We start from the raw sequence: 26,686 nt of genomic DNA, 5'->3' as shown, positions 1-26,686 counted from the left end.
CCGGCCCGGGCCGCGGAATCCGCAGCGTGACGAAACCTCCTGGTCCCGGCCCGGTGGGGCGGTATTCGCCGGCCGGTCATCACGGTAGGTTGACTTTTCCGGCGGGGGCGACGCCGGGGACACCGTGGACCCGGGGAGGTGGGCGCGAGCATGGCCCAGACCCGGCTCCAGCTGCTCGGGCCCGTTCAGCTCTTCCACGGCGACGACCCCGTCCCGATCGGCGGCCCCGGCGTCCGCGGCCTGCTCGCGCTGCTGGCGTTGCGGCCCGGCAAGGTCGTCGGGCTCGACGAGATCATCGACGCCCTGTGGGGCCACGACCCGCCGGCGACCGCCCGCACCATCGTCCACGGCAACGTTTCGCACCTGCGGCGGATCCTGCGCGACCTCGACGGCCCGCGCATCCTCACCACCCCGCCGGGCTACCGGCTCGACATCGAACCCGACCGGATCGACGTCCACCGGGCGCGCACGCTGCTGGACCGCGCGTCGGTGGCCACGCCGGAGGTCGCCGCCGCGCTGCTGGCCGAGGCCCTCGCGCTGTGGCAGGGCCCGGCGCTGGGCGGGGTGCCCGACTCCCTCGAGGCGCCCGAGCTGGAGGACCTCCGCCTCGCCGTGCACGGCGCCCGCGTCGACGCCGACCTCGAACTCGGCCGGCACGCGGAGCTGATCGTCGAGCTCAGCCCGATCGTCCGGGCCGATCCCCTGGCCGAGCGGACGGCGGGCCAGCTGATGCGGGCGCTGTACCACGCGGGCCGCCGCGGGGACGCGCTCGAGCTGTACCGGACCGTCTCCCGCGCGACGCTGCGCACCCTCGGCGTCGAGCCCGGTGCCGAACTGCGGTGGCTGCACGAGCGCGTCCTCAACGACGACCTCCCGGCGCGGGACGTCGTCGCCCCGGCCGCCGGTGCGGAGCCGGCGAAAGCGATTTCGCAGCTGCCCGCGGCGGTGCCCAGCCTGGCCGGGCGCACCGAGGAGCTGGCCTGGCTCGACGGCCTGGTCACCCGGGCCGAGGCCGGGCAGACGACGATCGCCGTGGTCAGCGGCACCGCCGGGGTCGGCAAGAGCACGCTCGTCGTGTGGTGGGCGCACCGGGTCGCGCCGCGGTTCCCGGACGGCGTCCTGTTCGCGTCGCTGCGCGGCTTCGACCCGCACCACCCGCCGCTGGAACCGGCCGAGCTGCTCACCCAGTTCCTGCTCGGCCTCGGCGTCGAAACCGCGAAGATCCCGGAGCTGCTGCACGAACGCGTCGCGCTCTACCGGTCGCTGATCGCCGGACGGCGGATGCTGGTGCTGCTCGACGACGCCCGCACGGCCGAGCAGGTGCGGCCGCTGCTGCCGCCGAGCGCGCGGACGATGACGGTGGTGACCAGCCGCTCGCGCCTGGACGGGCTCGCGGTGTCGAACGCGGCCAGGCAGCGCGTGCTCGGCACGCTCGCGCCCGACGACGCCGTGGCGCTCATCGAGGAGCTGGCCGGCCCGGCGAGCCTCAACCACGCGCTCGCGCGGCTCTGCGGCTACCTCCCGCTGGCCCTGCGGATCGCGGGCGCGCGGCTCTCGGCGAGCGCTCAGCGGACCGCGGAGGAACTCGTCGACGAGCTCGGCAACGAACGCACCAGGCTCGCTGGGCTGCAGGTCGACGGCGCCGACGACAGCGTCCGCGCGGCGTTCGACGTCTCCTTCCGCGGGCTGCCCGGCGAAGTCGCCGAGACGTTCCTGCAGCTGGGCGCGATCCCCGGCGTGCTCGTCGGGCCGCACGTGATGGCCGCGGTCGCGCAGATCCCGGTGGCCGAGGCCCGGCGCCGGCTGCGCGCGCTGGCCGCGCACAACCTCATCACCGAGACCGAGCGCGACGTCTTCGTGCCGCACGACCTCGTCTGGCTCTACCTGCGCGAACTCGCGGAGAAGGAACTCGGTGACAAGGAGCGCGACGAGGCGCTCGGCTGGACGGTCCGCTACTACCAGGCGGTGGCCGACCGGGCGCGGCGCCGGCTCGGCCGGGTCGCCGACCCGCTCGACTTCTCCGGGGTGCTCGCCGACGACGCGATGCCGCCGCTGCCCGGCTCCGCCGAGGCCCACGACTGGTTCGCCGCGGAGTGGCCGAACGTCCTGGCCGTCCTCGACGCCGCGGCTGCCGCGGGCCGCCACGACGACGTCTGGCGCCTCGCCCGCCTGACGCACACCTACTGGGTCACCTGCCCGCTGCTGGACGAGTGGACCCGGACGGCCGACCTCGGGGTCGCCGCCGCCGAAGCCGCGGGCGACGTCGAGGGGCAGTGCTGGTTGCGGCTCGCGCGGTGCGAGATCGCGCTGACCTTCGAGCTGCCGGGGTTCGGGCTCGCCGACGCCGAGCGGGCGGCGCAGCTGGCCGCCGACTCGGCCGACCGGCGGCTGCGGACGTCGGTGGACCTGCACCTCGGGCGCGCCCTGAGCCGCCTCGGCGAACACGACAAGGCGATCGAGCGGCTGGCCACGGCCGTCGCGAACGCGCCGGACGTCACCCTGCGCGGGCCGGCGCTCAGCAGCTGCGCGCAGGCCGAGAAGCGGGCGGGCCGGCTGGCCGATGCGATCGCCCACCAGCGCGCCGGCCTGTGGATCGACCGCGAACTGGGGGACGACGACCAGGTCGTCGTCTCCCTCGACAAGCTGGCCGAGCTGAACCTGCGGGCCGGGGACCACGAGGCCGCCGAGCGGTACGCCTGGGAGGCGATCGACCTGGCGATCAGCCGCGAGTTCGTCGCGCGGGAAGGGGCGCTGCGGCTGACGCTGGGCCGGGTGCTGCGGGCCCGCGGCGACATCGACGGCGCGCGGGAACAACTGGCGTTGTCGGTGCGCATTTACGAGCGCGTGCACCCGAAGCTCGTCGGTGAGGTCCGCACCGAACTCGCCGATCTGCAGTGAACCGCATTCCGACAGTTTCGCTCTGCCGGAATTTCGTTGCGAATGGGTCACGACCCCGCCCGCACGCTCAATCCTTAGTGGATTCTTAGTGGGCGCGGGCGGTGTCCGCGTAGGTTCGGCGGTGCCGGCAGAGCCCTAGGGGAGGGGCAGGCGGAGACGCCGGTGCCAGGCCCCGCGCGGGAAACTCCGCGTGGGACCCGGAGCCGCCAGGAGCGGCTCGTGGCGGCCCGGCCGGCCGACTTGGGGGTAGGCCGGCCGGTCGCCAGGCGGGGTTGCCGCGCCCGGTCAGCCGACGTTCGCCGTGCAGAGCGCGATCGTCGCCCCGCTGTTTTCCGCGACCTTCTTGCCGTCGACGAGAATGGCGCACTTGATTTCGTTGCTGACCGTCGCATTGCGGGTGTCCGCGGTGAGCGTCAGCAGGTACGAGCCATTGTTGTAGGACGCCTGCCCCTGCCACGCGTCGGTGCTGGCCGGCGCGTTTTCGGTGCGCTGGTCGTTGAGGCTGCCGTAGCGCACGGTCGCGCCGCCGGCGGAGGTGACCTGGAACGTCACGGCGTGCTTGTCGGTGGCCACCGCGGGCAGGTGCAGCCCGCTCTCGCCGCCGCTGAAGAAGGTCGAGTACAGCAGCATCCCGGCCGCGGTGAGCAGCGCGGCGGCCGTGACGACGGTGGCACCGATCGCCACCCCGCGGTCACCCACGGTGCCCTTCTTGGCCTGGACCAGCCCGGCCACGGCCAGGACTAGCCCGATCCCGCCCAGCGGCCACGCGACGAACTCGAGATCCGGGACGAACGTGACGGCCAGGGCGGCCACGCCGAGCAGCAGGCCGACGATCGCCAGGATGTTCCGTGCGGGCTTCGCATTGGCTTGACGACGCTCCGTGGCCGTCACCGGCGGCGCGGGCCGTCCGTGGCGCGCGGCAGCCTGCGGGTACTGCGGGTCGGTCATCATGCGAACCCCTTCGGGTGGGAGTGCGACGACGTTAACCCATAAGTGTGGCCCAGAACGAAATTGTTACATTCTGGAAAAAGTCATTGTCCCACCATTTGGGGTCGGGTATCGATATTTCCTGACATCGCGGGCATGACGTGGCCCGATGATCAATGGCAAGAATATCGGAGCTCCCACGGTTTTCGTGGCCGTTCGGCCCACGACGACCGTCGTTACCAGCGTTCAAGACGAAGGTTGCACAACGGACATTTCAGTCGAAAAGGCTTACTTCCGGGGTGATTTCGAGGAGTTCGAAAACGGGCCGGCCGCGGCGTCCGTCGATCGTCGTCGTGCGCACGACGCGCAACCGGGCGGTCACCGGCCGGTCGAGGTTCTCCTTGATCTGGTCGAGCAGGTCCGGCGCCACCGCGCCCTGGATCGTGCCGCCCGACTCGCGGTCGAGGTAGAAGATCCGGCGTCGCGTGCGGACCCCGTCGAGCCGGCCGCGGACCGTCTCGTAGCCGACCTCCTCGCGCGACTCGCGGAGGCTGCCCTGCAGGATCCGCGCCTGCTCGGTGGTCATGCTGCGGGTGACCTGCTCGCCCGCGGTCGGGGTCAGCGCCATCCCGATGCCGGCGTTCTTCGCGACGGCGTTGACGATGTCGCTGACGGCGTTGCGGACGGTGTCCCGCTGCAGCAGCACGGCGTCGAGCGCGCCGTCGTCCGAGCCGTTCGCCGGCAGGAAGTCGCAGAGCTCCTTGACCGCGCGCTCGGACAGCGTCTCGATGCCGTCGACGATCAGGGCGTCGTCGGCCAGCGGCTCCGGGAAGCCGAAGAAGATCGCGTTGCCCGCCTGGCCGCGCTGGATCAGCGGCGCCTTGTCCCGGTCGGTCTGCTGGACCTGGGTGACCTCGCCGGACGGGTTGCGGATGATGTGCCCGATCTTCGCCGTCGCGTCCTGCAGGGCGCGGCTGATGTCGGAGAAGGTGTAGGCGTCGATGGTCTGCTCGCCGATCACCGAGACGTGCAGCAGCGGGGAGCGGGACGTCCGCTCGAACTTGGCGTTGGCCGCCATCGCCGAGGCGCGGGCCAGGTCGTCGAGCCACGTGCCGCCGGGGATCTCGTCGGCGATGCGCCGGAACTCGTTCCTCACCAGATCATCTCCGGGTAACCCCTGCCGCCTTCGGCCCAGACCTCGGCCCACACGTCTTCGTCGCCGGGGCGGCACAGGAAGCCGTCCAGCATGCCGCCGACCGGCTGCACCTGGTCGAGGTACATCGCCGGCTGCCCGACGATCACGCCGCGGAGCGTGAGCAGGCCGTAGAGCGCGGACCGGCCGGCGTCGTCGAGCCGCTTGAGCGCGCCCCACTCGTCCGGGATGAGGACGACGTCGAGGCCGCGCGGCGGGTGCGCGGTCCGGGTGATCAGCTCGCCGCCGATCCAGGCGCGGCCGGACGGGATGATCCGCCGGGCGACGCCGAGGTAGCTGTTGAGCGCGCTGAACAGGATCTCGCGCTCGTTCTGGTGCGGGGCGTCGAACACCAGGCGTTCGTAGACGTCGGCGAGGTCACCCGCGTGCCGGCCCGGCGGCAGGACCTGCTGCGCCGTCCAATGGGGGAGCGCCACGCCACCCCCTCCTCAGCCCTCGCTCACAGTGCGTAGCCGAACTTACCAGGATGGGTGTCAGCCACCGCGCCCAGGCTGCTGCGGCCACTGCGGGGCCTCTTCGGACTCCGGCCAGGCGGGCTCTTCTTCGGTGGGCCAGTCCTCGGCCTGCGCGCCGCGCTGAGGGGGCAGGGGAAGGTGGCCCTCGCGGTGGCCGACGGGATCCTGTTCGTCGTCGTCGGGCGCACCGGCCCGGCGATCGGGCGGGTGCTGCGCCCAGGCGGCGGGGATGAACTGGGTCTGCTCGGTCGAGAGCGGGGGCGGGGGTTCGTACGCCGGTTCTGCTTCGGGTACTTCTTCGCGCGCGGGCTGGGGGCTGTGGGTGGTGGTGCGCAGGACGAGCCACGAGGTCAGCGCGCCCAGGGCGAAGGCGACGATCAGCCACAGCCAGATCTGCCCGAACAGCCAGAACATCAGCTCACCCCTCAAACGACCGTGATCTCGACACGCCGGTCTTCTTCGCCGCCGGTGGCCGGCCGGGTGTCGCCCAGCCCCCGGTAGGTCACGCGGTTGGTGGTCAGGCCGTTGGTGGTGAGGATCCGCGCGACGGCCCGGGCGCGGTCCCGCGAGAGCTTGAGGGCGGCGCTTTCCCCGCCGGGGCCGCGGGCGACGTGCCCGGTGACGCGGTACCGGAACCCGGCGGGCGCCTTGGCGAGGGCGATGGCGATGCTTCGCGCGGCCTGCTCGCCCTCCGGGGTGAGTTTCGCGGTGTCGGGCTGGAAGGCGATCGGGGCTTCGGTGAGCATCCGATCGATCTCGGCCTGGACGCCGGCCTTGTCGGTGGGCGGCGGAGCGGTGGTGCTGGTGGTCGGTGGCGGGCTCGTCGTCGTCGTGGTGGCCGGCGTGGTTGCGGTGGTGGTGCTGGGGGCCACGGGGGTGACGTCGCCGTTGACCTTGGCGGCCCGGACGCCGTCGACGCTCTGCACGATTTCGAGGGCCCGCAGCGCTTGGCCGGGCGGGAACCCGCTGAGCGTGGCATCCCGGCCGTCGAACCGGACATCCCCGGTCGGCAGGCCGGCTTGGAAGAGGGCGGCTTGGGCCCGGGCGGTGAGGTCGCGTTCGATGCCGCCGGACCGAGTCCAGGTGGCGACCCCCGCGAGCAGCGCTGTGACCAGCACCGCAACCGGGACCACGAGGATCCAGCGCCGACGCATAAAGGGACTGTAAGCCGGGTGCGGCGGCTTGGCGACCTGAATCCGGGTGGTCATCCACAAGTTGTCCCCAGGCAAGTCGACATGTGGACAACTCGAGGCTTTGTGTTCGGTTGGGCACTTTCTGTCGGAGGGCGGCGGTAGGCTGGAGACGGGTGGTTCCCCCTGGGAGGGCGGGCCAGGTCCGGGGGTGTTTTGGGGCGGTTTCGGGCGGGCTGCGGTGTCGCGAATGACTCATTCGGGGCGTCGGAGGTCTCGAATGAGTCATTCGGGACGTTTGAGGGCGCCCGGTCAGCGGGGCTCTGCCAGCCCCAGCCCAGCCCCTGCCGATGCCGGGTTGGGCTCCGGCGGAGGCGGTCGGTGCTTTGTGGTGGGAGCGGGTCTGCTGGCTGGTCTTCGCCGGGCCCCTGGCTGGGGGCGACAGGCTCGGTGCCCACCACCCCGAAGCCGGATTGTCACTACGGCCGGTGGTACCGCGTCAAGGCGGGAAAGCGTGCCTTGACCCGGCACCACCGGCCGTGTTCGGGCTTCGGATCGGGGTGGTGAGGGGTCTGGGTGGGGTGCCGGTTGGGCGTCCGCGTCTCGTTCGGGGCGGTGGAATGCCTGCTGCTTCGGCTTTGGCGGAGCTCTGTCTGGGAGGGTGGGCCGGGCAAGCGCAGAGCCCGGCGAGCGCAGCCCAGGGGACCTCCAACGCGCGCACCCCCCTCGCCCGCGCCGAAAGCCCTGCCAACAACCCCGGCGAAGCTCAGCTCGCCTGCTGCCGCCGGGTGCTGTCCGTCACCTCGAGTACGTCCAACGGCACCAGCGGTGCCAGCTGCGGCCGCTTCGGGGACAGCCCGTCCCCCATCGACTCGCCCCTCAGCTGCCGCCGGATCCACGGCAGGAGGTGCACCTTCGTCCACGTCAGGTCCGACCGGCGCGAGTCGATCCAGCGGTTCGGCGTCTCCTCCAGGGGCCACGGCTCGCGCCAATCCGACTCCACCGGGATCCCCAGCACCTCCGCCGCCTTCAGGGCGATGCGGCGGTGGGCGTCCGGGGAGAAGTGCAACCGGTCGTCGCTCCAGGCGCGGCGGTCGTGGAGGGGGCCCATGGTCCACAGGTCGACCATGCGGGCTCCGTGACGCTCCGCGATCGCCCAGAGGTTCGTGTTGTAGATCGCCACCTTGCCGCGCAGCACCGACATCACCGACAGGACCTTCGTGTCCGGGCCGTTGAACAGCAGCACCGGGATGCCCGCCTCGCGCAGCTTCGCCACGCCCTCCTCGAGGCGCTCCGCCACCGCGTCCACGTCCGCGCCCGGCACGATGATGTCGTTGCCGCCCGCACACAGCGTGACCAGGTCCGGCTTCAGCTCGAGCGCGATCGGGAGCTGCTCGTCCAGGATCTCGTCGAGCATCTTGCCGCGCAGGGCCAGGTTGGCGTACCGGAAGTCGCTGCGGCCGGCCGCCAGTACCTCGGCCAGGCGGTCGGCCCAGCCGCGGAAGGAGCCGTCCGGCAGGTCGTCGTTCAGCCCCTCGGTGAAGCTGTCACCGAGGGCTACGTAGCTGTCGAATCCGTACACGTGGGTCCCCTTCCCATCCCTGCGACCGACACACCCCGACATGTAGTTGTACACCTCAACTAACCGTCGGCCGCAAACCCGCTCCACCCCCGGGCGTTCAGCCTGCGGTAACAGTGTCTTATCTTGTCGGCCTTCCGCGCCTCTCTATTACGCAGTCTTCACCTTCCGCATGCCGTGAAACCGCACACTCGGAGGCAAACCCGGCACCCGATGTGGCGAAGATCTCCCTCCCCGGGGCGTCCCGCACGCGATCCGGCAGGCTGGACACGTGTCCGGAGAACCCCGTGAGTCGCTCACGCAGATCCTCGGTGGCCGCCGGGGGGCGCTCGACGCCAGCATCCCGCCCGTCGGCTTCGTCGCCGGGTGGCTCGCGGCCGGTCAGTCCGTCGCCTGGGGGGCCGGGGCCGCCGTCGCGGTCGCCATCGCGGTCGGGGTCTACCGGATCGCCCGTGGTGGCAAGGTGCGCGCGCTCGTCGTCAGCCTCGCCGCCGTCGTCGCGGCCGCGCTGATCGCCCTGCACACCGGCCGGGCCCAGGACTTCTTCCTCTTGCAGCTGATGTCCAATGTGGCCAGCGCGCTGCTCTGGGCGGCCAGCATCGTCGTGCGCTGGCCGCTGCTCGGCGTCGTCGTCGGCCTGCTGCTGGGCCAGAAGACGCGCTGGCGCCGCGACGCCGTGCTGCTCAAGGCCTACTCGCGCGCCAGTTGGGTGTGGGTGCTCCAGTACACGCTGCGGGTGGTCGTCTACGGCCTGCTGTGGTGGGCCGGCCAGGTGCTCGCGCTCGGCGTGGCCCGGACGGTGCTCTCCTGGCCGCTCGTCGCGCTCACCGTCGCGGTCAGTGGCTGGGTGCTCTACCGGGCGTTGCCGCCGGAACACCCCGGCCTCCGCCTGGCGCCGGAAACCCGCTCGGACGACGTACCGGGGGCATAAGGCGGCCCCCGGCGAGGGGGGAGGGTCCGGGGGCCACTGCCTACGGTACCCGGACTCCCGGGTTCAGTCGACGTTTTCGCGTCTTTGCGCCGCGTTTTGCTCGAGATCCTTACGCCCGGGGCCGCGGCGTCCCCTCGCCGAAGGCGTCCACGGCGGCCAGCCAGGCCGCCCCGAGCACCCCATCCGAGCTGGTCAGCACCTCGAGCTCACCCAGACGGCGGCGCACCAGCTCCCCGACCGGGCTGGCGCCGGTGAGCACCGAGCCGACGAGCACGACCGGGGTCGACTCGCCGGGCTCGCGCGCCGCGAGGGCGTTCTCGGCCAGGTGCCCGGCCGCGCGGGCGACGATCTCCCGGGCCGCCGGCTCGCCCGCGTCGTGCGCCGCGCTCACCAACGGGGCGAACCGGGCGAGCCGGACCGGTGCCTCCGCGTTGGCCGCGGTGATCAGCGCCCGGGACGCGGCCAGCCGCCCGGCGTCGTCGCGGACGTCCAATGCGGACAGTCCGAGGGCCGCGGCCAGCACCGCCGACGGGAGCCCGTCGAGCGGCCGCCCGCGGCCCAGTGCCTCCAATGTGGAGCGGACGGCTTCGCGGCCGAGCCAGAACGCCGACCCTTCGTCGCCGAGCAGCCAGCCGTAGCCACCGGTCGTGCCCGCGAGCCGCCGCTTGCGGATCCGGCCCACGATCGAGCCGGTGCCGGCGACGACGACCGTCCCGTCCGGCGCCGAGGTCGCCGACGCGTACGCGACTTCGGCGTCGGCGACCGTCCGGACGGCACACGTGAGACCGATTCGCGTCCACGCCGCGTCGAAGACCGCCGCCACGCCGCGATCGCTCAGCTTGCTGACCCCGGCCATGCCGACGACGCACGCCCGCACGGCGCCGGGGTCGTGGCCGCCGAGCGCCGCGGTGATCGCGTCCGCGATCCGGCCGGCGGCGACCTCGGGCGCGTGCGCGTTCGGGTTGGCCCCTTCGCCGCGCCCGGTGCCCAGCACCGCGCCGGTGGCGTCGACCAGTGCGGCCCTGGTCGACGTCCCGCCGGCGTCGACGCCGATCGCGAAGCTCACCTCGTCTTGGTCACCTTCAGCAGGCCGCGCGGGCTGTCCGGGTCGCCGCCGCGGGCCAGCGACAGGCCGAGCGCGATCCGCTGGATCGGCAGGATCTCCAGGATCGGCGCCAGCTCCTCGACGGTCTGCGGCACGTCGATGCGCAGCGCCGCCGGGGCCTGGGCCGACGCCGAGCCGACCGCGACGACGTCCGCGCCGCGCTTGCCGACGGCGTCGATCACCTCGCGCATCGCGTCGGCGCCGTGCCCGGCGCTGGTCACCGCGAGGACCGCGGTCTGGTCGTCGACCGCGGCGACCGGGCCGTGCAGGAGGTCGGCGCCGCTGTACGCGCGGGCCGCGAGGTAGCTCGTCTCGGCGAGCTTGAGGGACGCCTCCAGCGCGGTCGCGTACGAGTAGCCGCGGGCGGCGGTGAGGACCCGGTTCACGAACCGGTAGCGGTCGACCGCGCGCTGCACGCCCTCGGTGGCGCCGTCGAGGGTCTGCTGCGCCAGCTCGCCGATCTTCTCGGCGTCGGCCGCCTTGCCGCCGCGCACCGCGTCGATCAGCAGGTACAGCGCCATCAGCGTCGCGGAGTACGTCTTGGTGGCCGCGACGGCCTTCTCGACACCCGCGCCGATGTCGACGCCGAGTTCGGACGCCGCCCGCAGCGGCGAGTCCGGCGTGTTGGTGACCGACACCGTCAGCGCGCCCTGGCGCCGCGCCGTTTCGGTCACCTCGATCAGGTCAGGCGAGCCGCCGCTCTGGCTGACCGTGACGAAAAGCACGTCCCGCAGATCCGGCCGGGCGCCGTACAGCGTCGCCGTGGACGGGGAAACCAGACCCGCCGGAAGGCCGAGGAGTACCTCGATCAGGTACTTCGCGTACAACGCTGCGTGGTCGCTCGATCCACGCGCCGCGAGCAAAGCGAACCGCGGGGGGCGTTGTGAGATCTTTTCCGCCACTTCGGCGATTTCCGCCTGACGCGCCACCAGTCCGGCCAGGACGTCCGGTTGCTGGGCGATCTCCGCGGCCATGTGCGCGCCGGGCCGTTGTTCGGTCATCATTTTCCTCTCCACCTCCGGCATTATGTACCGGACTCAGGCGGCGTCGGTCAGGTCTAGACCAATGTTATAGGGGCGGCGCGTTTGGGGAAAAGGGTACGTTTCTTACGGGGACGTGGCGTGCGATGAGGGAAGACATAGGGAGCCGGGCATGTTGGAGACCACCACCACGGGCGAGGCGGGCGCCGTCGCCGGGATGCGCGGGCAGCGCGAGCCCAAATACTGGGCGCTGAAACAGCACCTCCTCGACCTGCTGGACGTGCTGCCGCCGGGATCGCCGATCCCGACCGAACGCGCGCTCGCCGGGGAGTTCACGGTCTCCCGCACCACCGTGCGCCAGGCGCTGGCCGACCTGACCGCCGAGGGCCGGCTGCACCGGGTGCAGGGCAAAGGCACCTTCGCGGCCGAGCCGAAGCTCGCGCAGCGGCTCCAGCTGTCCTCCTACACCGAGGACATGCGCAAACAGGGCCTGAAGCCGTCGTCGAAATTGTTGGAAGTCGAGGAAATGCCGGTCGAGGGTGACCTCGCGAAGCTGCTCGGCATCCGGACCGGCGCGAAAATCCTTCGTCTTCGACGACTTCGACTGGCGGACTCGCAGCCGATGGCGCTCGAGACGACGCACCTGCCGCTCGGCCGGTTCCGCGGGCTGCGCAAGCACGTCTCGGCCGGTGGTTCGTTGTACGCCGTTCTACGCGAGCACTACGGCGTCGAACTCGAACGCGCGGAAGAAACGATCGAGACGTCCCTGGCCGGGCCGCAGGAAGCGGAGATGCTCGGCGCGGACGTCGGCATGCCGGTGCTGATGCTGACCCGCCACTCGTTCGCCACGGACGGCAAGCCGGTCGAGTTCGCCCGCTCGGTCTACCGCGGCGACCGCTACAAGTTCGTGACGACGCTGCTGCCGTAAGCGCGCGGTTGACGGGGGTCCCCGGTCGCGTGAAGGTGACCGGGTGACTGCCACCGAAGACACCGGGATCCGCTGGGGCACCGGTGCCGCCCGCGGCCTGCTGGCCACCACCATCCTGGGCTCGGGCATGGCGATGCTCGACGGCACGATCGTCAACGTCGCCCTGCCCCGCATCGGCGCCGAGCTCAACGCCTCCGTGGCGGGGCTCCAGTGGATCCTCGACGGCTACATGCTGGCCCTCGCCGCGCTCATCCTGGTCGCCGGTTCGCTCGGCGACCGGTACGGCCGGCGTCGCACGTACCTCGTCGGCGTGATCTGGTTCGGCGTCGCCTCCGGGCTGTGCGCCGCGGCGCAATCCACCGAGATGCTCGTCGCGACCCGGATCCTGCAGGGCATCGGCGGCGCGCTCCTGACGCCGGGGTCGCTCGCGATCCTCCAGGCGTCCTTCGCGCACGACGCCCGCGCCCGCGCGATCGGCGCCTGGTCCGGCCTCGGCGGCATCGCGGCCGCCGCCGGGCCGCTGCTCGGCGGGTTCCTCGTGCAGGTGTGGTCGTGGCGGCTGGCGTTCCTGATCAACGTTCCGATCGCGGTCGCGGTGGTGCTGATGGCGCGTCGGTTCGTCCCGGAATCCCGTGACCCCGACGCCACCGGGCACCCGGACTTCGGTGCCGCCGCCCTCGGCGCCCTCGGCCTGGCCGGGATCACCGGTGCGCTGGTCGAGGCGCCCGCCCGCGGCATCGGCGACCCGCTCGTGCTCGGCGCGGGCCTGCTGGGGATCGCCGGGCTGGCCGCGTTCGTCGTCGTCCAGCACCGCTCGCACGAGCCGCTGGTGCCGCCGTCGCTGTTCGGCGACCGCACGTTCACCCTCTCGAACGCGCTGACCTTCGTCGTCTACGCGGCCCTCGGCGGCGTGATGATGCTGCTGGTCATGCAGCTGCAGGTCTCGCTCGGCTACTCGCCGACGGCGTCCGGGCTGGCCGGGCTGCCGCTGACGGTGATCATGCTGCTGCTTTCGGGCCGCTCCGGCGCGCTCGCGCAGCGCATCGGCCCGCGCTTGCAGCTGGTCGTCGGGCCGATCGTGGTCGGCATCGGGATGCTGCTGATGCTGCGCATCGCGCCCGGTGCGTCCTACCTCGGCACGGTGCTGCCCGCGGTGGTGGTGTTCGGGCTCGGCCTGGCGACGGTCGTGGCGCCGGTGACCGCGACGGTGCTCGCCGCGGCCCCGGACCGCTACGCCGGTGTCGCGTCCGGCGTCAACAACGCCATCGCCCGCTCGGGCGGCCTGCTGGCGGTCGCGGTGCTGCCGGCGGCGGCCGGGCTGACCGGTGAGGCGTACGCCGACCCGGTCGCGCTCACGGCGGGCTGGCGGACGGCGCTGGTCATCTGCGCGGCCCTGGCGATCGCGGGCGGCCTGATCGCGCTGGGCATCCACAACGGCGTCCTCGCGCCACCGTCCTCGTCTTCGCCCGACGCCAAGCCCGACGACGAGTGCCCCCACCTGGGCGAGTGCTACCACTGCGGCGTCGAGGGCCCGCCGACGCACATCCGCGGCGGCGGGACCCCGGTCGCCGGCTCCTAGCCCGCGAGGATCTCGGCGAACGGCGCCGGGTCGGCGTTGCCGCCCGAGACGAGGACGACCGTCTTGCCGGCCGGCAGCTCCTCGGCGTGGGACAGGTATGCCGCCGTCGTCACCGCGCCGCTGGGCTCGGCGACCAGCCGGGCCTTGCGGGCGAGGACGCGCATCGCCTCGCGTATCTCGTCCTCGGAGACCGTGACCATCTGGTCCACGACTTCCCGGAGGTGGGCGAAGGTCAGCTCCGACGGCTGCGAGCGCAGGCCGTCGGCGATCGTGCGGGCGCGGTCGGCCTGCGGCCATCGAACGAGGTCGTCCTGCCGCAGGCTGTCGGCGACGTCCGCGGCCAGCGCGGGCTCGACGCCGATCACGCGCGCCCGCGGGCACCGGGCCTTGAGCGCGGTGCCGACGCCGGCGGCCAGCCCGCCACCGCTGATCGGGACGAGCACGACCTCGACGTCCGGCAGGTCCTCGGCGATCTCCAGGCCGGCGGTGCCCTGCCCGGCGATGATGGCCGCGTGGTCGAAGGGCGGGACCAGGGTCAGTCCCCGTTCGGCGGCCAGTTCGCGCGCTTTGGCCTCGTGCTCGCCGATCGGGACCTCGATCACCTCGGCACCGTACGAGCGGGTGGCCTCGACCTTGATCCGCGGCGCGACGTCCGGCACGACGATCACTGCGGGCACGCCGTAGCGCTGCGCCGCGTACGCGACTGCCTGCGCGTGGTTGCCGCTCGAGTACGCGATGACGCCCCGGGTGCGGGCCGCGTCGTCGAGGGCGGCGATGGCGTTGAACGCGCCGCGCACCTTGAACGCCCCGACCGGTTGCAGACTTTCGGGTTTGAGCCACAGGGTTCCGCGGGGATCCCAGGTCTGGAGCAGCAGGGGCGTGCGTACGGCGACATCTTCGACGCGCTTCGCGGCGGCCTCGATGTCAGAGATCGTCACCAGTTCCATGTGCCGAGTATGTCAAGAAAACGTTCGGTCTGGAGTGTCTATTATGGACAGACGAAGTGGTCCTCCTCACGCCGTGGCAACGAGGGGAGTTCCTCACACGCCTTAGACGTTGGACAGGGGAGAACACGGACTACCTAGATCGGGATCATGACCAAGGAGAAAGCAGCGGCTTCGGAGGAGAAGGAACAGAAGTCGGGCCTGCGGATCGCGCAGGTCCTGGCGGCGGCGCTGGCCGCGGTGACGGCGGCGTTGCTCGGCTCGACGCTGGGCGTGGCGGGCACGGTGATCGGCGCCGGCGTGGCGAGCGTGGTCTCGACGGTCGGCAGCGAGCTGTACCTGCGCTCGCTGGAGCGCACCCGGGAGGCGGCGCTCAAGGCGCGCCAGCTGGCGACGTCGGGCATCCGGCGGCGCGGGCACGCCGAGCCGCCGCCGGTGCCGGCCGAGGTGTCGATCACGGACCAGCCCACGGTCCAGCTGGCGAAACCCGCGACGGAATCCCGGCTGCGGAAGCTGCGCTGGCCGTTGCTCATCGGCACGAGCGTGGTGGCGTTCGCGGTGGCGATCCTGTCGATGGTGGGGGTGGACGCGGCCACGGGCGGCAAGGTGGCGGGCGGCACCGGCGCGAGCGTCGGCAAGATCTTCGGCGGCGGCTCCGGCCACGAGGACAAGACCCCGTCGACCACCCCGCCGACCTCGACGGACGACACCCAGGTGTCCCCGACGGAGACGACCACGACGCAGACGTCGACTCCGCCGGCGACGTCGTCCGAGTCCCCGTCGACCACGCCGAGCACGACGACCGAGCAGCCGTCGACCTCGGCCCCGGCGACCACGGCGACCCCGCCGACCAGCAAGGGCGCCGCGACCACGCCGACCCCCTAGCAGCGTCGCGAATGACTCATTCGCGACCTCGGACGTCCCGAATGAGTCATTCGCGGCATCGGCGAGTTCGGACTCAGGGCAGCGCGGCTCGTAGCTCGCGGGCCGCGGCCTCGGGGTCCTCGGCCTCGGTGATCGCCCGGACCACGACGATCCGGGACGCACCCGCCTCCAGCACCGAAGGCAGCCGCTCGCCGTCGATGCCGCCGATCGCGAACCACGGCCGCTCCGGCGCCCAGGCCGCGGTGTCGCGCACCAGGTCCAGGCCGGGCGCGGGCCGGCCCGGTTTCGTGGGTGTCGGCCAGCACGGGCCCGTGCAGAAGTAGTCGACGCCGGGTTCCGCGGCCGCCGCGAGGGCCTGGTCGAGCGAGTGCGTCGAGCGGCCGATCACGACGTCCTCGCCCAGGATGCGGCGGGCCAGCGGCACCGGGATGTCGTCCTGGCCCAGGTGCAGCACGTCGGCACCGACCGCCAGCGCGACGTCGGCGCGGTCGTTCACCGACAGCAGCGCGCCGTGGCGGGCGCACGCCTCCGCGAGCACCTCCAGCGCGGCGATCTCGCCGGCCGCCTCCAGGGCGCCGGTCTTGTCGCGCAGCTGGATGATGTCGACGCCGCCCGCGAGGGCCGCGTCGGCGAAGGCCGCGAGGTCCCCACGCGAAGTGCGGGCGTCCGTGCACAGGTACAGGCGCGCCGAGTCGAGGCGGGCGCGGATCTTGTCACCGGAGAGGGCGGGCATAGCGGCGACCGTACCCCGCGCGTTAGGGTGGAGGCGTCCGCACGGGAGCCCGAGGCACGGGCTGAGAGGGAGCTGCCGCTCCGACCGTGGAACCTGATCCGGGTCATGCCGGCGCAGGGAGCGTGATTCCATGACGAACCTGGCAGTGGTGGGCGGCGGCGTGATCGGCCTGTCCACGGCGTGGCGAGCCGCGCGCACCGGCCGGAAGGTCACCCTGTACGACCCCGAACCCGCCCGCGGCGGCGCGTCCTGGCTGGCCGGGGGCATGCTCGCGCCGGTCACCGAGGCCTGGCCGGGCGAGGAGGACGTCCTCCGCCTCGGCGAAGAGTCGCTGAAGCGCTGGCCGGGGTTCGCCGCGGACCTGGCGCGGGACGGCATGGACCCGGGATTGGCCGCGCACGGGACGCTCGTCGTCGCCTTCGACCACGCCGACGCCGGCCACCTCGACATCCTCGCCGGTCACCTGCACGCGCTCGGCCGCGCGGCCGAGCGGCTCACCGGCCGGGAGGTCAAGCGGCTCGAACCCGGCGTCGGATCCGTCCGAAGTGGACTCCACGTGCCCGGTGACCTGGCGGTGGACAACCGGAAGCTGCTCGACGCGCTGTACGCGGCGTGCGTGAAGCGCAACGTCCGGTTCGTCCGCGAGCGCGTCGAGGAACTCCCGGACGCCGAAGCCGTCGTGCTCGCCGCGGGCGCCTGGACCGGGCGGCTGCACCCGCTGCTCGCCGACGCCGTCCGCCCGCTCAAGGGCGAGATCCTCCGGCTCAAGCCCCGCCGCGGCTGCCTGCCGCCGCCGGCGCACACCGTCCGGGCCGTCGTCGAAGGCCGCCCGATCTACCTCGTCCCGCGCGGTGCCGCCGAGCTCGTCCTCGGCGCCACCCAGTACGAGGCGGGCTTCGACCGGGCCGTCACCGCCCGCGGCGTGCGCGAGCTGCTCGAAGGCGCCGAGCGCGTCTTCCCCGCGATCACCGAGTACGAGCTGACCGAGACCGCCGCCGGCCTGCGGGCAGGCAGCCGGGACGCGCTGCCGTACCTCGGTGCCTTGGACGGCCGGGTGTTCGCCGCGACCGGGCACCACCGCAACGGCCTGCTGATGGCCCCGGTGACCGCGGACGCCGTGGTCGCCTGGCTCGACGGGGACGAGCCGCCGGAGGGCACGGCGGCCGCGTCCCCCGCCCGCCTGCATCAGAAGGAGCACGTGTGATGGAGATCAAGCTCAACGGCGAGTGGACGGAGTTCCCGGACGGCGCCACCGTCGCCGACGTCCTCGACCGGACCGGCGGGGCGCGGCCGGGCATCGCCGTCGCGGTCGACGGCGTCGTCGTCCGCCGCGCCGACTGGGCGGCCACCCCGGTGCCCAAGGGGGCGGTCCTCGACGTGCTCACCGCGGTCCAGGGAGGCTGAAATGGACGAAGAACCACTGGTCATCGGCACGACCAAGCTGACGTCCCGGCTGATCATCGGCACCGGCGGCGCGGCCAACCTCGCCGTGCTCGAGCGTGCGCTGGTGGCGTCGGGCACCGAGCTGACCACCGTCGCCATGCGCCGCGCCGACGCCGAAGGCGGCTCCGGCGTCCTCGAACTGCTGAAGAGGCTCGGCATCGAGCTGCTCCCGAACACGGCGGGCTGCCGGACGGCCGCCGAAGCCGTGCTCACCGCGCAGCTCGCGCGCGAGGCGCTGGAGACCGACCTCATCAAGCTCGAGGTGCACGCCGACGACCGGACGCTGCTGCCGGACCCGATCGAGACCCTCGACGCCGCCGAGCGGCTCGCCGCCGACGGGTTCACCGTGTTCGTCTACACGAACGACGACCCGGTCCTCGCGCTGCGCCTGGAGGAGGCCGGCTGCGCCGCGGTGATGCCGCTGGGCGCGCCGATCGGCACCGGGCTCGGCATCCGGAATCCGCACAACATCGAGCTGATCGTCTCGCGGGCGGGCGTCCCGGTCATCCTGGACGCCGGAATCGGCACGGCCTCGGACGCGACCCTCGCCATGGAGCTCGGCTGCGACGCCGTCCTGCTCTCCACGGCCGTCACCAGGGCGGCCGATCCGGAGCGGATGGCCGCGGCGATGCGGTCCGCCGTCGTCGCGGGGCACCTGGCTCGGGAGGCCGGGCGGGTGCCGCAGCGCTTCTGGGCGCAGGCGTCGAGCCCACCGAGGTGAACCAAGGTGGCTTAACGCCGACCGTGACCTCGAACCCGTAAGGTGGACGGCAATTTCCGGCGCACCCGCGGCGGGGCGAGGGCAGAAGGAGCCAGCCGTGACGAGCACATCGGTCCAGGACGTCTCGGGCAGGTTGTACCTCGCCGTGGGCAGGCTCTCCCGGTCACTGCGGCAGGCCGGCGTGCCGGGCCCGGGCCACGGCGCCATCTCGGCGCTGGCGACGCTGGTGCACGCGGGCCAGCTCCGGCTCGGCGACCTCGCGGCCAAGGAGGGCGTGGCCGCGGCCACGATGTCGCGGATCATCGCCTCCCTGGTCGAGGCGGGGTACGTGAGCCGCGAGTCCGACCCGGTCGACCGCCGGGCGTGGCTGGCGAAGGCGACCGAAGAGGGCGAGCGGCTCGTGTCCGGCGTCCGGTCGACGCGCGTGCAGGAGCTGAACCGGCGGCTCGACCGCCTTTCGACCGACCACCGGGAGGCGCTGCTGGCGGCGCTGCCGGCCCTCGAAGCCCTGATCGCGGACGACTAAGCCTGACTAAGCCGCCTTCTCCTGCCGCAGTTCGGCCAGCTCGGCGCGCAGGGCGCGGAGCTCGTCGAGGATCTCCTGGTTCGCGGCGGCCTGCGCTTCGGCCTGCTTGGCCTCTTCCTCGCGGATGTCCTGGCGCAGCTCGTCCTCCATGCCGCTGACGACGACGGCGATGAAGAGGTTCAGCACGGCGAAGCTGGACACCAGGATGTAGACGACGAAGAAGATCCAGGCCAGCGGCGCCTGTTCCATGATCGTCTTCGCGATGTCCGGCCAGGCCTCGCCGGTCATCACCTGGAACAGGGTGAACAGCGACGTGCCGAGGTCGCCGAAGTCGCCGGGGTCGATGGCGCCGAACAGCTTCGTCGCCATCACCCCGGCCACGAAGATGATCAGCGCGAGCAACGCGGCGATCGACGCCATCCCGGGGATCGCGGCGAGCAGCCCGGAGACGACCTTCCGCATCGACGGCACCACGGAGATCAGCCGCAGGACCCGCAGTACCCGCAGCGACCGCAGGACGGCGAACGGCCCGGTCGCCGGGATCACCGCGATGCCGACCACCAGCAGGTCGAAGACGTTCCAGTTGTCGCGGAAGAAGCTGCCGCGGTAGGCGTAGAACTTCGCCAGCAGCTCGGCGACGAAGATGCCCAGCGCGATGTGGTCCAGGGCGTGCAGGAGGCCGCCGTAGCCGTCCATGAGCGACGTCGACGTCTCCATGCCGAGGGTGACGGCGTTGAAGACGATGACGGCGATGATGAAGTTCTGGAAGCGGCGGCCCTCGAGGACCTTCGCCACCCGCTCGCGTCCGGTCAAGGCCGCCCCCTGCGTTGGTCAAGGATGAGTAAACGCAGGGATGGTAGCCGGACGGGTACTCAGCGCTCCTCGGGAGCCAGCCGCCAGAAGGCCGAGACCGGGCCGACCTTCGCCCCCATCGGGTAGGCGTGCTCGACCGCGTGGGACACGAACCACTTGCCGTACCGCGCCGCCTCCACCACCGACATGCCCTTGGCCAGGCCCGCGGTGAGCGCCGACGCCATCGTGTCACCCGCGCCGTGCGTGTGCGGCGTCGAATACCTCTTGCCCGGGAGCTCCACGAACGTCGAGCCGTCGAACAGGAGGTCCACGCACTCCGGGTCGGCCTGCAGGTGGCCGCTCTTGACCAGGACGTAGCGGGGGCCCATCCGGTGCAGCACGACCGCCGCGGTGTGCATGCCCTCGCGGTCCTCGACGGTCATCCCGGTCAGCAGCCGGACCTCGTCGAGGTTCGGGGTCAGCACCGTCGCACGCGGGAGCAGCTCGTCGCGCAACGCGTGCAGCCCCGCCTCGTCGAACAGCGGGTGGCCGTGCATCGACGCCGCGACCGGGTCCACGACGAACGGGATGCGCGCGTCCCGGCCGATTTCCGCCTTGTCGCACGCCGCGGCGACGGCGTGGATGATCTCGGCCGAGGCCAGCATGCCGGTCTTCGCCGCGCCGACGCCCATGTCCGCCGCCACCGCCTCGATCTGCCCGGCCACGATGTGCGGCGGCAGGTCGGCGCGGTCGTGCACGCCCAGGGTGTTCTGCACGGTGACGGCGGTGACCGCGACCAGGCCGTGCACCCCGCAGGTCAGGAACGTGCGCAGGTCCGCCTGGAGCCCGGCGGCGCCGCCGGAGTCCGACCCGGCGATGGTCAATGCCGAAGGGATCATGGTGGTTTCCCGACTTCTGGTCTAGGCCAATCAGCCTCTTTTGCTTCATCAACAGTCAACCACGGTGAGACATTGTGAACGTTACTCACGTTCGAAGGAGCCTGGATGAAGCTCTTCTCGGTGGCCCTCCTCGCGGCCGCGCTCACGCTCTCCGGAGCGACCGCCGCGAGCGCCGACAGCCCCAAGCTGTCCCACGTCACGACCGTCGGCGTGCACAACACCTACGACCCGGCGGCGTACGGCTACCTCGCCCAGGCGCTCGACGCCGGCTCGTCGCTGATCGAGCTCGACGTCTGGCCCGACTTCTTCACCCACGAGTGGAAGGTCAGCCACTCGAACCCGTTGGGCAACAACAACAACTGCGTCGCGGCGACCTCGGCGTCGCAGCTCTACAGCGGCGGGAAGAACAAGAACCTCGAGTACTGCCTCGACGACATCCGGATCTGGCTGGCCGCCCACCCCGGGCACACGCCGATCACGCTCAAGCTGGAGATGAAGACCGGCTTCTCGGACAACACCGGCATGGGTCCCGACGAGCTGGACGCCACGTTCCGCTCGCACCTCGGCAGCGTCGCCTTCCGCCCGGCCGAGCTGCTCGGGAGCTACGCCACGCTGGACGACGCGGCCAAGGCGGACAACTGGCCGTCCGTGGACGCGCTGCGGGGCCGGGTGATCACCGAGATCATCCCGGGCACGGTCGAGGAGCAGAACCCGACCGACACGCTGAAGACCGACGTCGAATACGCGCGGTACCTGGTCGGCCTGAAGAACGCGGGCAAGCTCGGCGACGCGAACATCTTCCCGACCGTGCACGGCGCGGCCGGCGGTGACCCGCGGGACAAGTACACCGCCGACCTCAAGCCGTGGTTCGTGGTGTTCGACGGCGACGCGAACGCGTGGGTCACCCAGACCGGGCCGTGGTGGTACGACGCCAACCACTACTACGTGGTGATGACCGACGGGCAGAACGTCGCGCCGGCCATCGACGCCCACAACCCGACGGTCGACCAGGCCAACCAGCGCGTCGCCGACCTGGCGAAGCAGCACGCGTCGGTGGTCACTTCGGACTGGACCGGGCTCACGACGGTGCTGCCCCAGGTGCTCGCCCGCGGTTAGACGGTCAGCACGAGCTTGCCGGACACCCGGCCCGATTCACCCAGCTCGTGCGCCTTGGCCGCGTCCTCCAGCGGGAAGGTCTGCTCGACGCGGACCTTCAGCTGACCGGCCTCGATCAGCTCGACGAGGCCGGTCAGCCCGCCGCGGTCGGGTTCGACGAGGATCCTCTTCGTCCGCACGTGGTTTTCCGCCGCCTTCTGCGCCACCCGGCCGGCCACGCCGCTGGGCACGCCGATCAGCAGGCCGCCCTCCTTGATGGCGGGCAGCCAGCGCAGGTCGCTCTCCTCGCCGACCAGTCCGAAGTAGACGTCCACATCGGACGCGGGTCGCGGTAGTCGATCGGTTCGTCGACACCGAGCTCGCGCAGGAAGTCGTGCTTCTTCGCGCTGGCCGTGCCGATGACGTGCGCACCGCGGGCCTTGGCGATCTGCACGGCGAGGTGCCCGACCCCGCCCGCGGCGGCGTCGACGAACACCCGCTGTCCCTTGTGGACGCCGGCGACGTCGACCAGGCCCTGCCAGGCGGTCAGCCCGGCGAGCGGGAGGGCGGCGGCCTCGGCGAACGACAGCCCGGCCGGCTTGCGCACGAAGTGCCGCGAGGGCGCGGTGACGTACTCGGCGTAGGCGTTGGCCGGCCGCGGGAACCACGGCATGCCGAGGACTTCGTCGCCCTCTTCGACACCGGTCGCGCCGAAGCCGGCTTGCTCGACGACGCCGGCGACGTCCCAGCCGACGGTGAACGGCGGCTCGCCGAGGAACCCGCCCCCGCGCCGCACCTTCCAGTCGACCGGGTTGATCCCGGCGGCCTTCACCCGCACCAGGACCTCGGTCGGCCCGGGTTCGGGACGCGGTGCCTCGGTGACGCGGAGCACCTCCGGTCCGCCGAGGGCCTGCTGGGTCACGATGCGCATTGCTTCACTCCTTCTGTCTTGGGTCGGCTCCATCCTCGGGTGCTTGGTCACTTTTCGCCAGAAGGCACTAGTTGGTATCGTAGGTACCTGATGGATACCACCTGTGACCAGGGCGGACCCTGGGATGTCTACCTCCGCAACTGCCCGTGCCGCGACGTCCTCGACCTCCTGGCCAACAAGTGGACGGCCCTGGTCCTGGGCGCACTGGCCCGCGGGCCGCACCGCTTCGGCGAGCTGCGCCGCGCGGTCGACGGCATCAGCCAGAAGATGCTGACCCAGAACCTCCGCCAGCTGGAGCGCGACGGCTTCGTGACGCGCACGGTGTACCCGACAACGCCGCCGACGGTCGAGTACGCGCTGACGGAGATGGGCGCCGAGGTGGGCGCGCACCTGATCGCGTTGAGCACGTGGTCGCAGGCGAACTTCGGCCGCATCCGCTCGGCGCGCGAGGAGTACGACGGCCGGGAGCTGCAGCCGGTCCGTTAGCTCTTGTCCAGCACCCAGAACGGCGAAACCGGGCCGACCCCGGCCCCCAGCGGGTAGGCCTCCGCCACGCACCGCTCGATGAACTTCTTCCCGGCCGCCACCGCGTCCGGGACCGAAGCGCCCTTCGCCAGCGACGCCGTGATCGCCGAGGCCAGGGTGTCACCGCCGCCGTGGGTGTTCTCCGTCTCGTACCTCGGCCCGCTGAGGGAGAGGTAATCGCGGCCGTCCGTCAGCAGGTCGACGCACTCGGCCGTGCCCTGCATGTGGCCGCCCTTGACCAGGACCCACTGCGAGCCGAACTCCAGCAGCGCGTCGGCCGCCGCCCGCTGGGAAGCGGAATCGTCCACCGAAATCCCGGTCAGCAGCCGGACTTCGTCGAGGTTCGGGGTGATCAGCGTCGCGCGCGGGAACAGCTCCGTGCGGATCGCCTCCAGGGCGTCCTCGCGCAGCAGCGCGTGGCCCGTCATCGACGCCGCCACCGGGTCGACCACCAACGGGAAGCCGGAACCCACCTCGTCCAGCGTCTTCGCCACCGAACGGATGATCTCCGCCGTGGCCAGCATGCCCGTCTTCGCCGCGTCGACGCCCATGTCCGACGCCACCGCCTTGATCTGCGCCGACACCACGTCGGCCGGGATCTCGGTGAAACCCTGCACGCCCAGCGAGTTCTGCACGGTGACCGCCGTCACCGCGACCAGTCCGTGGACGCCGTGCGCGAAGAACGTGCGCAGGTCCGCCTGGATGCCCGCACCACCGCCGGAGTCCGAGCCGGCGATGGTGAGGGCGGTCCGAGGGGTCATTGCCCCACCACGGGCAGGTACACCTTGCCACCGGACTCGGTGAACTCCGCCGACTTCGAAGCCATGCCGGCCTCGATGGCCTCCACAGTGGACAGACCGTGCTCCTCCGCGTACTTGCGGACGTCCTGCGTGATCCGCATGGAGCAGAACTTCGGGCCGCACATCGAGCAGAAGTGCGCGGTCTTGGCCGGCTCGGCGGGCAGCGTCTCGTCGTGGAACGAGCGTGCGGTGTCCGGGTCCAGCGACAGGTTGAACTGGTCGTTCCACCGGAACTCGAAGCGCGCCTTGGACAGCTCGTCGTCCCATTCCTGGGCGTACTTGTGGCCCTTGGCCAGGTCCGCGGCGTGCGCGGCGATCTTGTACGTGATCACGCCGGTCTTGACGTCGTCGCGGTTGGGCAGGCCCAGGTGCTCCTTCGGCGTCACGTAACACAGCATCGCCGTGCCGTACCAGCCGATCTGCGCCGCGCCGATGGCCGAGGTGATGTGGTCGTACGCCGGCGCGATGTCCGTCGCGAGCGGGCCGAGGGTGTAGAATGGCGCTTCGCCGCAGAGCTTTTCCTCGAGCTCGACGTTCTCCTTGATCTTGTGCATCGGCACGTGGCCGGGACCCTCGATCATCACCTGGACGTCGTGCGAACGCGCGATGTGCGTCAGCTCACCCAGGGTCTCCAGCTCGGCGAACTGGGCGCGGTCGTTGGCGTCCGCGATGGACCCCGGACGCAGGCCGTCACCCAAGGAGAACGTGACGTCGTACTGCCGCAGGATCTCGCAGAGCTCCTCGAAGTGCGTGTACAGGAAGGACTCCTGGTGGTGCGCGAGGCACCACGCGGCCATGATCGACCCGCCGCGGCTGACGATCCCGGTGACGCGCCGCGCGGTCAGCGGGATGTACCGCAGCAGCACGCCGGCGTGCACGGTGACGTAGTCGACACCCTGCTCGCACTGCTCGACGATCGTGTCGCGGTACACCTCCCACGACAGCTTTTCCGGCTCCCCGTTGACCTTTTCCAGCGCCTGGTAGATCGGCACGGTGCCGACCGGCACCGGCGAGTTGCGGATGATCCACTCCCGCGTCTCGTGGATCCGCTTGCCGGTGGAGAGGTCCATGATCGTGTCGGCACCCCAGCGGGTCGCCCACACCATCTTGTCGACCTCTTCCTCGACCGACGACCAGACGGCCGAGTTGCCCATGTTGGCGTTGATCTTCACCAGGAAGTTCTTGCCGATGATCATCGGCTCGGACTCGGGGTGCTTGCGGTTGACCGGGATCACCGCGCGGCCACGGGCCACCTCGTCGCGCACGAACTCCGGGGAAACCCGTTCGCGCGCGGCGATGTACTCCATTTCCCGGGTGATGACGCCCTGTTTGGCCCACCCGAGCTGCGTGTTGTGCTCACGCCCGTCGGCCCAGCCGGCGCGCAGCCGGTGTAGTCCACTGTGGACGTCGATGGCCGCTTCCGGATCCGTGTAGGGGCCCGAAGTGTCGTAGACGTCGAAGTGTTCGCCGTTGGACAGATCGATCCGGCGGGCGGGCACCCGCAGCCCGGATTCGGTCTGGTGGTACACCTTGCGCGAGCCGGTGATCGGCCCGGTCGTGACGTTCAGCGCAGCATTGCTTTCCAAAGCCGTCAACGACTTTCACTCCCTACGCCGGCATTACCCGGTCAGGTTCATGCGGTCGGTGACGCCTGCGAAACGCAAGTCACCCTCTCAGCCCGCCATGGCGCGAGCTCCCGCGTTGGTGTTGTGTCCCCGACCATGCCACGCCGGCGCGCGATACTCAAGTCACCCGACCAACTCTGCCGGTGTGGCGTAGACGTCGACCATGGCGCCGTTGCGCAGCACGGTGATCGGCAGTGCGGTGCCGATCACCTCCGCGAACAGCTGCCGCTGGATGCCCTGGGCGTCCGAGACGCGGGTGCGCCCGACGGTCAGCACGAGGTCGCCGGCGCGCAGGCCCGCCCGGTCGGCCGGGCCGCCGGACACCACTTCGTGCACCCGCAGCCCCGCGCGCTGCCCGGTGCGCTCGGCGACGTCGTCCGGCAGCGGCGCGGGCACACCGACCACGCCGAGGTACGCCCGCCGCACCCGGCCTTCGACGACGAGCGTGTCGATGATCCGCCGCGTGGTCGCGTTGATCGGGACGGCGAGGCCGAGCCCGACCCCGGCGACCGCGGTGTTGACGCCGACGACCCGGCCGGCGGAGTCGGCGAGCGCGCCGCCGGAGTTGCCGGGGTTGAGCGCGGCGTCGGTCTGGATGACGTCCTCGATCACGCGGGTGGTGCGCCCCTGCCGCACCGGCAGCGCCCGCCCGAGCGCGCTGACGACCCCGGCGGTGACGGTCCCGGAGAAGCCGAGCGGGTTCCCGACGGCGACGACGAGCTGGCCGACGACGAGCCGGTCGGCGTCGCCCAGCACGGCGGCGGCCGGCGTCTCGCCCCGGGCGCGCAGCACGGCGAGATCGGACAGCGGATCGGCGCCGACGACGTCGAAGGGCACTTCGCTGCCGTCGGCGAAGGTGGCGACCCCACGCCGGTGGTCGCTGACGACGTGGGCGTTGGTGAGCAGGTGCCCGTCCTCGGCGAAGACGACGGCCGAGCCGCTCCCGCGCGCGAGCTGCACCCCGGCGACGTGCGGGGTGACGGTCTCGGCGACCGTGCTGACCACGCGCGAGTAGGCGTCCATCGCGTCGTCCATGTGCACC

Annotated in this window: 26 protein-coding genes, 1 pseudogene and 2 riboswitches; of the genes and pseudogenes, 11 read left to right on the top strand and 16 right to left on the bottom strand. The window is 72.0% G+C overall.

Annotation, left to right across the window (positions count from 1 at the left end):
- The first annotated feature begins 150 nt into the window (after positions 1-150).
- Positions 151-2,898: a BTAD domain-containing putative transcriptional regulator gene (locus tag H5965_RS08480; RefSeq protein WP_310968814.1), complete on the top strand. Its 2,748-nt coding sequence runs from the start codon at positions 151-153 to the stop codon at positions 2,896-2,898.
- Positions 2,899-3,183: 285 nt separating this feature from the next.
- On the opposite strand, the gene H5965_RS08475 is transcribed toward H5965_RS08480, so the two are convergent.
- The 6 genes from H5965_RS08475 to H5965_RS08450 form a co-directional block, all read right to left on the bottom strand.
- Positions 3,184-3,849, bottom strand: coding sequence for a DUF4190 domain-containing protein (locus H5965_RS08475; RefSeq protein ID WP_310968813.1), 666 nt, complete (start codon positions 3,847-3,849; stop codon positions 3,184-3,186).
- A gap of 250 nt (positions 3,850-4,099) precedes the next feature.
- Complete coding sequence (locus H5965_RS08470; RefSeq protein ID WP_086852001.1) at positions 4,100-4,981, bottom strand: hypothetical protein; 882 nt, start codon at positions 4,979-4,981, stop codon at positions 4,100-4,102.
- On the bottom strand, positions 4,978-5,454 hold the full coding sequence (locus H5965_RS08465) for a DUF6932 family protein (RefSeq protein WP_310968811.1): 477 nt from the start codon (positions 5,452-5,454) through the stop codon (positions 4,978-4,980). Before H5965_RS08465 ends, H5965_RS08470 begins: the two co-directional genes overlap by 4 nt.
- Before the next feature lie 57 nt (positions 5,455-5,511).
- Complete coding sequence (locus H5965_RS08460; protein WP_310968809.1) at positions 5,512-5,907, bottom strand: hypothetical protein; 396 nt, start codon at positions 5,905-5,907, stop codon at positions 5,512-5,514.
- 11 nt (positions 5,908-5,918) lie between these two features.
- Positions 5,919-6,647, bottom strand: a complete 729-nt coding sequence (locus H5965_RS08455; RefSeq protein ID WP_310968808.1) for an OmpA family protein — start codon at positions 6,645-6,647, stop codon at positions 5,919-5,921.
- Between the two features lie 742 nt (positions 6,648-7,389).
- Positions 7,390-8,205: an SGNH/GDSL hydrolase family protein gene (locus tag H5965_RS08450; protein WP_310968807.1), complete on the bottom strand. Its 816-nt coding sequence runs from the start codon at positions 8,203-8,205 to the stop codon at positions 7,390-7,392.
- Positions 8,206-8,473: 268 nt separating this feature from the next.
- Between H5965_RS08450 and H5965_RS08445 the strand changes: the two genes are divergently transcribed.
- Entirely contained in the window at positions 8,474-9,133 is a 660-nt protein-coding gene (locus H5965_RS08445) for a DUF3159 domain-containing protein (protein WP_310968806.1), read from the top strand.
- A gap of 109 nt (positions 9,134-9,242) precedes the next feature.
- On the opposite strand, the gene H5965_RS08440 is transcribed toward H5965_RS08445, so the two are convergent.
- On the bottom strand, positions 9,243-10,199 hold the full coding sequence (locus H5965_RS08440) for a BadF/BadG/BcrA/BcrD ATPase family protein (RefSeq protein WP_310968804.1): 957 nt from the start codon (positions 10,197-10,199) through the stop codon (positions 9,243-9,245).
- Positions 10,196-11,242 carry an SIS domain-containing protein gene (locus H5965_RS08435; RefSeq protein ID WP_310968802.1) on the bottom strand — a complete coding sequence of 349 codons (1,047 nt, stop codon included), beginning with the start codon at positions 11,240-11,242 and terminating at the stop codon, positions 10,196-10,198. Before H5965_RS08435 ends, H5965_RS08440 begins: the two co-directional genes overlap by 4 nt.
- A 148-nt stretch (positions 11,243-11,390) precedes the next feature.
- On the opposite strand from H5965_RS08435, the gene H5965_RS08430 reads away from it, so the two are divergent.
- A complete protein-coding gene (locus tag H5965_RS08430; RefSeq protein ID WP_086846871.1) occupies positions 11,391-12,146 on the top strand; it encodes a GntR family transcriptional regulator in 756 nt (251 codons plus the stop codon).
- Positions 12,147-12,189: 43 nt separating this feature from the next.
- Positions 12,190-13,725 carry an MFS transporter gene (locus tag H5965_RS08425; protein WP_310968800.1) on the top strand — a complete coding sequence of 512 codons (1,536 nt, stop codon included), beginning with the start codon at positions 12,190-12,192 and terminating at the stop codon, positions 13,723-13,725.
- Here the strand turns inward: H5965_RS08425 and H5965_RS08420 are convergent.
- Positions 13,722-14,672: a threonine/serine dehydratase gene (locus tag H5965_RS08420; protein WP_310968798.1), complete on the bottom strand. Its 951-nt coding sequence runs from the start codon at positions 14,670-14,672 to the stop codon at positions 13,722-13,724. The two genes, H5965_RS08425 and H5965_RS08420, sit on opposite strands and share 4 nt — an antisense overlap.
- Positions 14,673-14,819: 147 nt before the next feature.
- Between H5965_RS08420 and H5965_RS08415 the strand changes: the two genes are divergently transcribed.
- Positions 14,820-15,554 (top strand): hypothetical protein, encoded by a 735-nt coding sequence (locus tag H5965_RS08415; protein WP_310968797.1) that lies wholly within the window; start codon positions 14,820-14,822, stop codon positions 15,552-15,554.
- A gap of 73 nt (positions 15,555-15,627) precedes the next feature.
- On the opposite strand, the gene thiE is transcribed toward H5965_RS08415, so the two are convergent.
- On the bottom strand, positions 15,628-16,287 hold the full coding sequence (gene thiE / locus H5965_RS08410) for a thiamine phosphate synthase (RefSeq protein ID WP_310968796.1): 660 nt from the start codon (positions 16,285-16,287) through the stop codon (positions 15,628-15,630).
- A gap of 31 nt (positions 16,288-16,318) precedes the next feature.
- Positions 16,319-16,424, top strand: a riboswitch (TPP riboswitch).
- Between thiE and thiO the strand changes: the two genes are divergently transcribed.
- From thiO to H5965_RS08390, 4 genes are all read left to right on the top strand, one after another.
- Positions 16,418-17,491: a glycine oxidase ThiO gene (gene thiO / locus H5965_RS08405; RefSeq protein WP_310968795.1), complete on the top strand. Its 1,074-nt coding sequence runs from the start codon at positions 16,418-16,420 to the stop codon at positions 17,489-17,491. Its footprint overlaps the riboswitch before it by 7 nt.
- The gene (gene thiS, locus H5965_RS08400) at positions 17,491-17,691 is read left to right on the top strand and encodes a sulfur carrier protein ThiS (RefSeq protein ID WP_310968794.1); all 201 of its coding nucleotides are present in this window, start codon (positions 17,491-17,493) and stop codon (positions 17,689-17,691) included. The genes thiO and thiS overlap by 1 nt, the downstream gene beginning before the upstream one ends.
- Position 17,692: 1 nt before the next feature.
- Positions 17,693-18,451, top strand: coding sequence for a thiazole synthase (locus H5965_RS08395; RefSeq protein WP_310968792.1), 759 nt, complete (start codon positions 17,693-17,695; stop codon positions 18,449-18,451).
- Between the two features lie 97 nt (positions 18,452-18,548).
- Complete coding sequence (locus tag H5965_RS08390; RefSeq protein WP_310968790.1) at positions 18,549-18,977, top strand: MarR family transcriptional regulator; 429 nt, start codon at positions 18,549-18,551, stop codon at positions 18,975-18,977.
- A 6-nt stretch (positions 18,978-18,983) separates the two neighbouring features.
- Here H5965_RS08390 and H5965_RS08385 read toward each other — a convergent pair whose 3' ends face one another.
- Positions 18,984-19,790 carry an ion transporter gene (locus tag H5965_RS08385; RefSeq protein WP_176174506.1) on the bottom strand — a complete coding sequence of 269 codons (807 nt, stop codon included), beginning with the start codon at positions 19,788-19,790 and terminating at the stop codon, positions 18,984-18,986.
- 59 nt (positions 19,791-19,849) lie between these two features.
- Positions 19,850-20,668, bottom strand: coding sequence for a bifunctional hydroxymethylpyrimidine kinase/phosphomethylpyrimidine kinase (thiD, locus tag H5965_RS08380; RefSeq protein ID WP_310968788.1), 819 nt, complete (start codon positions 20,666-20,668; stop codon positions 19,850-19,852).
- A gap of 105 nt (positions 20,669-20,773) precedes the next feature.
- Between thiD (H5965_RS08380) and H5965_RS08375 the strand changes: the two genes are divergently transcribed.
- A complete protein-coding gene (locus H5965_RS08375) occupies positions 20,774-21,784 on the top strand; it encodes a phosphatidylinositol-specific phospholipase C domain-containing protein (protein ID WP_310968787.1) in 1,011 nt (336 codons plus the stop codon).
- On the opposite strand, the pseudogene H5965_RS08370 reads toward H5965_RS08375, so the two are convergent.
- Positions 21,781-22,694, bottom strand: a pseudogene (locus tag H5965_RS08370) (NADP-dependent oxidoreductase). The gene H5965_RS08375 and the pseudogene H5965_RS08370 overlap by 4 nt on opposite strands.
- 90 nt (positions 22,695-22,784) lie before the next feature.
- Here H5965_RS08370 and H5965_RS08365 point away from each other — a divergent pair.
- On the top strand, positions 22,785-23,180 hold the full coding sequence (locus tag H5965_RS08365; protein WP_310968785.1) for a helix-turn-helix domain-containing protein: 396 nt from the start codon (positions 22,785-22,787) through the stop codon (positions 23,178-23,180).
- Here H5965_RS08365 and thiD (H5965_RS08360) read toward each other — a convergent pair.
- The 3 genes from thiD (H5965_RS08360) to H5965_RS08350 all read right to left on the bottom strand — a co-directional run bounded on the left by thiD (H5965_RS08360) (position 23,177) and on the right by H5965_RS08350 (position 26,679).
- Positions 23,177-23,980: a bifunctional hydroxymethylpyrimidine kinase/phosphomethylpyrimidine kinase gene (gene thiD, locus H5965_RS08360; RefSeq protein WP_310968783.1), complete on the bottom strand. Its 804-nt coding sequence runs from the start codon at positions 23,978-23,980 to the stop codon at positions 23,177-23,179. The genes H5965_RS08365 and thiD (H5965_RS08360) overlap by 4 nt on opposite strands.
- Complete coding sequence (gene thiC / locus H5965_RS08355) at positions 23,977-25,614, bottom strand: phosphomethylpyrimidine synthase ThiC (RefSeq protein ID WP_310968781.1); 1,638 nt, start codon at positions 25,612-25,614, stop codon at positions 23,977-23,979. Before thiC ends, thiD (H5965_RS08360) begins: the two co-directional genes overlap by 4 nt.
- A riboswitch (TPP riboswitch) is annotated at positions 25,608-25,729 on the bottom strand. It overlaps the preceding gene by 7 nt.
- Before the next feature lie 38 nt (positions 25,730-25,767).
- Positions 25,768-26,679: a trypsin-like peptidase domain-containing protein gene (locus tag H5965_RS08350; RefSeq protein WP_310968779.1), complete on the bottom strand. Its 912-nt coding sequence runs from the start codon at positions 26,677-26,679 to the stop codon at positions 25,768-25,770.
- Between the last annotated feature and the right edge of the window lie 7 nt (positions 26,680-26,686).

It is taken from the genome of Amycolatopsis sp. 505 (genome assembly GCF_031625235.1).
Taxonomy (GTDB): domain Bacteria; phylum Actinomycetota; class Actinomycetes; order Mycobacteriales; family Pseudonocardiaceae; genus Amycolatopsis.
Note: the sequence above shows the minus strand (reverse complement) of the source record. Positions and strands in the feature narration are given on the sequence as shown.

Excerpts from the sequence above, each read along its gene's own strand:
- thiE (WP_310968796.1), bottom strand. The coding sequence starts at position 16,287 with ATGCCCGCCCTCTCCGGTGACAAGATCCGCGCCCGCCTCGACTCGGCG.
- H5965_RS08420 (WP_310968798.1), bottom strand. The coding sequence starts at position 14,672 with ATGGAACTGGTGACGATCTCTGACATCGAGGCCGCCGCGAAGCGCGTC.
- H5965_RS08430 (WP_086846871.1), top strand. The coding sequence starts at position 11,391 with ATGTTGGAGACCACCACCACGGGCGAGGCGGGCGCCGTCGCCGGGATG.
- thiD (WP_310968788.1), bottom strand. The coding sequence starts at position 20,668 with ATGATCCCTTCGGCATTGACCATCGCCGGGTCGGACTCCGGCGGCGCC.
- H5965_RS08350 (WP_310968779.1), bottom strand. The coding sequence starts at position 26,679 with ATGGACGACGCGATGGACGCCTACTCGCGCGTGGTCAGCACGGTCGCC.
- H5965_RS08395 (WP_310968792.1), top strand. The coding sequence starts at position 17,693 with ATGGACGAAGAACCACTGGTCATCGGCACGACCAAGCTGACGTCCCGG.
- thiD (WP_310968783.1), bottom strand. The coding sequence starts at position 23,980 with ATGACCCCTCGGACCGCCCTCACCATCGCCGGCTCGGACTCCGGCGGT.
- H5965_RS08455 (WP_310968808.1), bottom strand. The coding sequence starts at position 6,647 with ATGCGTCGGCGCTGGATCCTCGTGGTCCCGGTTGCGGTGCTGGTCACA.
- H5965_RS08365 (WP_310968785.1), top strand. The coding sequence starts at position 22,785 with ATGGATACCACCTGTGACCAGGGCGGACCCTGGGATGTCTACCTCCGC.
- thiS (WP_310968794.1), top strand. The coding sequence starts at position 17,491 with ATGGAGATCAAGCTCAACGGCGAGTGGACGGAGTTCCCGGACGGCGCC.
- H5965_RS08480 (WP_310968814.1), top strand. The coding sequence starts at position 151 with ATGGCCCAGACCCGGCTCCAGCTGCTCGGGCCCGTTCAGCTCTTCCAC.
- H5965_RS08475 (WP_310968813.1), bottom strand. The coding sequence starts at position 3,849 with ATGATGACCGACCCGCAGTACCCGCAGGCTGCCGCGCGCCACGGACGG.
- H5965_RS08460 (WP_310968809.1), bottom strand. The coding sequence starts at position 5,907 with ATGTTCTGGCTGTTCGGGCAGATCTGGCTGTGGCTGATCGTCGCCTTC.
- H5965_RS08375 (WP_310968787.1), top strand. The coding sequence starts at position 20,774 with ATGAAGCTCTTCTCGGTGGCCCTCCTCGCGGCCGCGCTCACGCTCTCC.
- H5965_RS08435 (WP_310968802.1), bottom strand. The coding sequence starts at position 11,242 with ATGATGACCGAACAACGGCCCGGCGCGCACATGGCCGCGGAGATCGCC.
- H5965_RS08415 (WP_310968797.1), top strand. The coding sequence starts at position 14,820 with ATGACCAAGGAGAAAGCAGCGGCTTCGGAGGAGAAGGAACAGAAGTCG.
- thiO (WP_310968795.1), top strand. The coding sequence starts at position 16,418 with ATGACGAACCTGGCAGTGGTGGGCGGCGGCGTGATCGGCCTGTCCACG.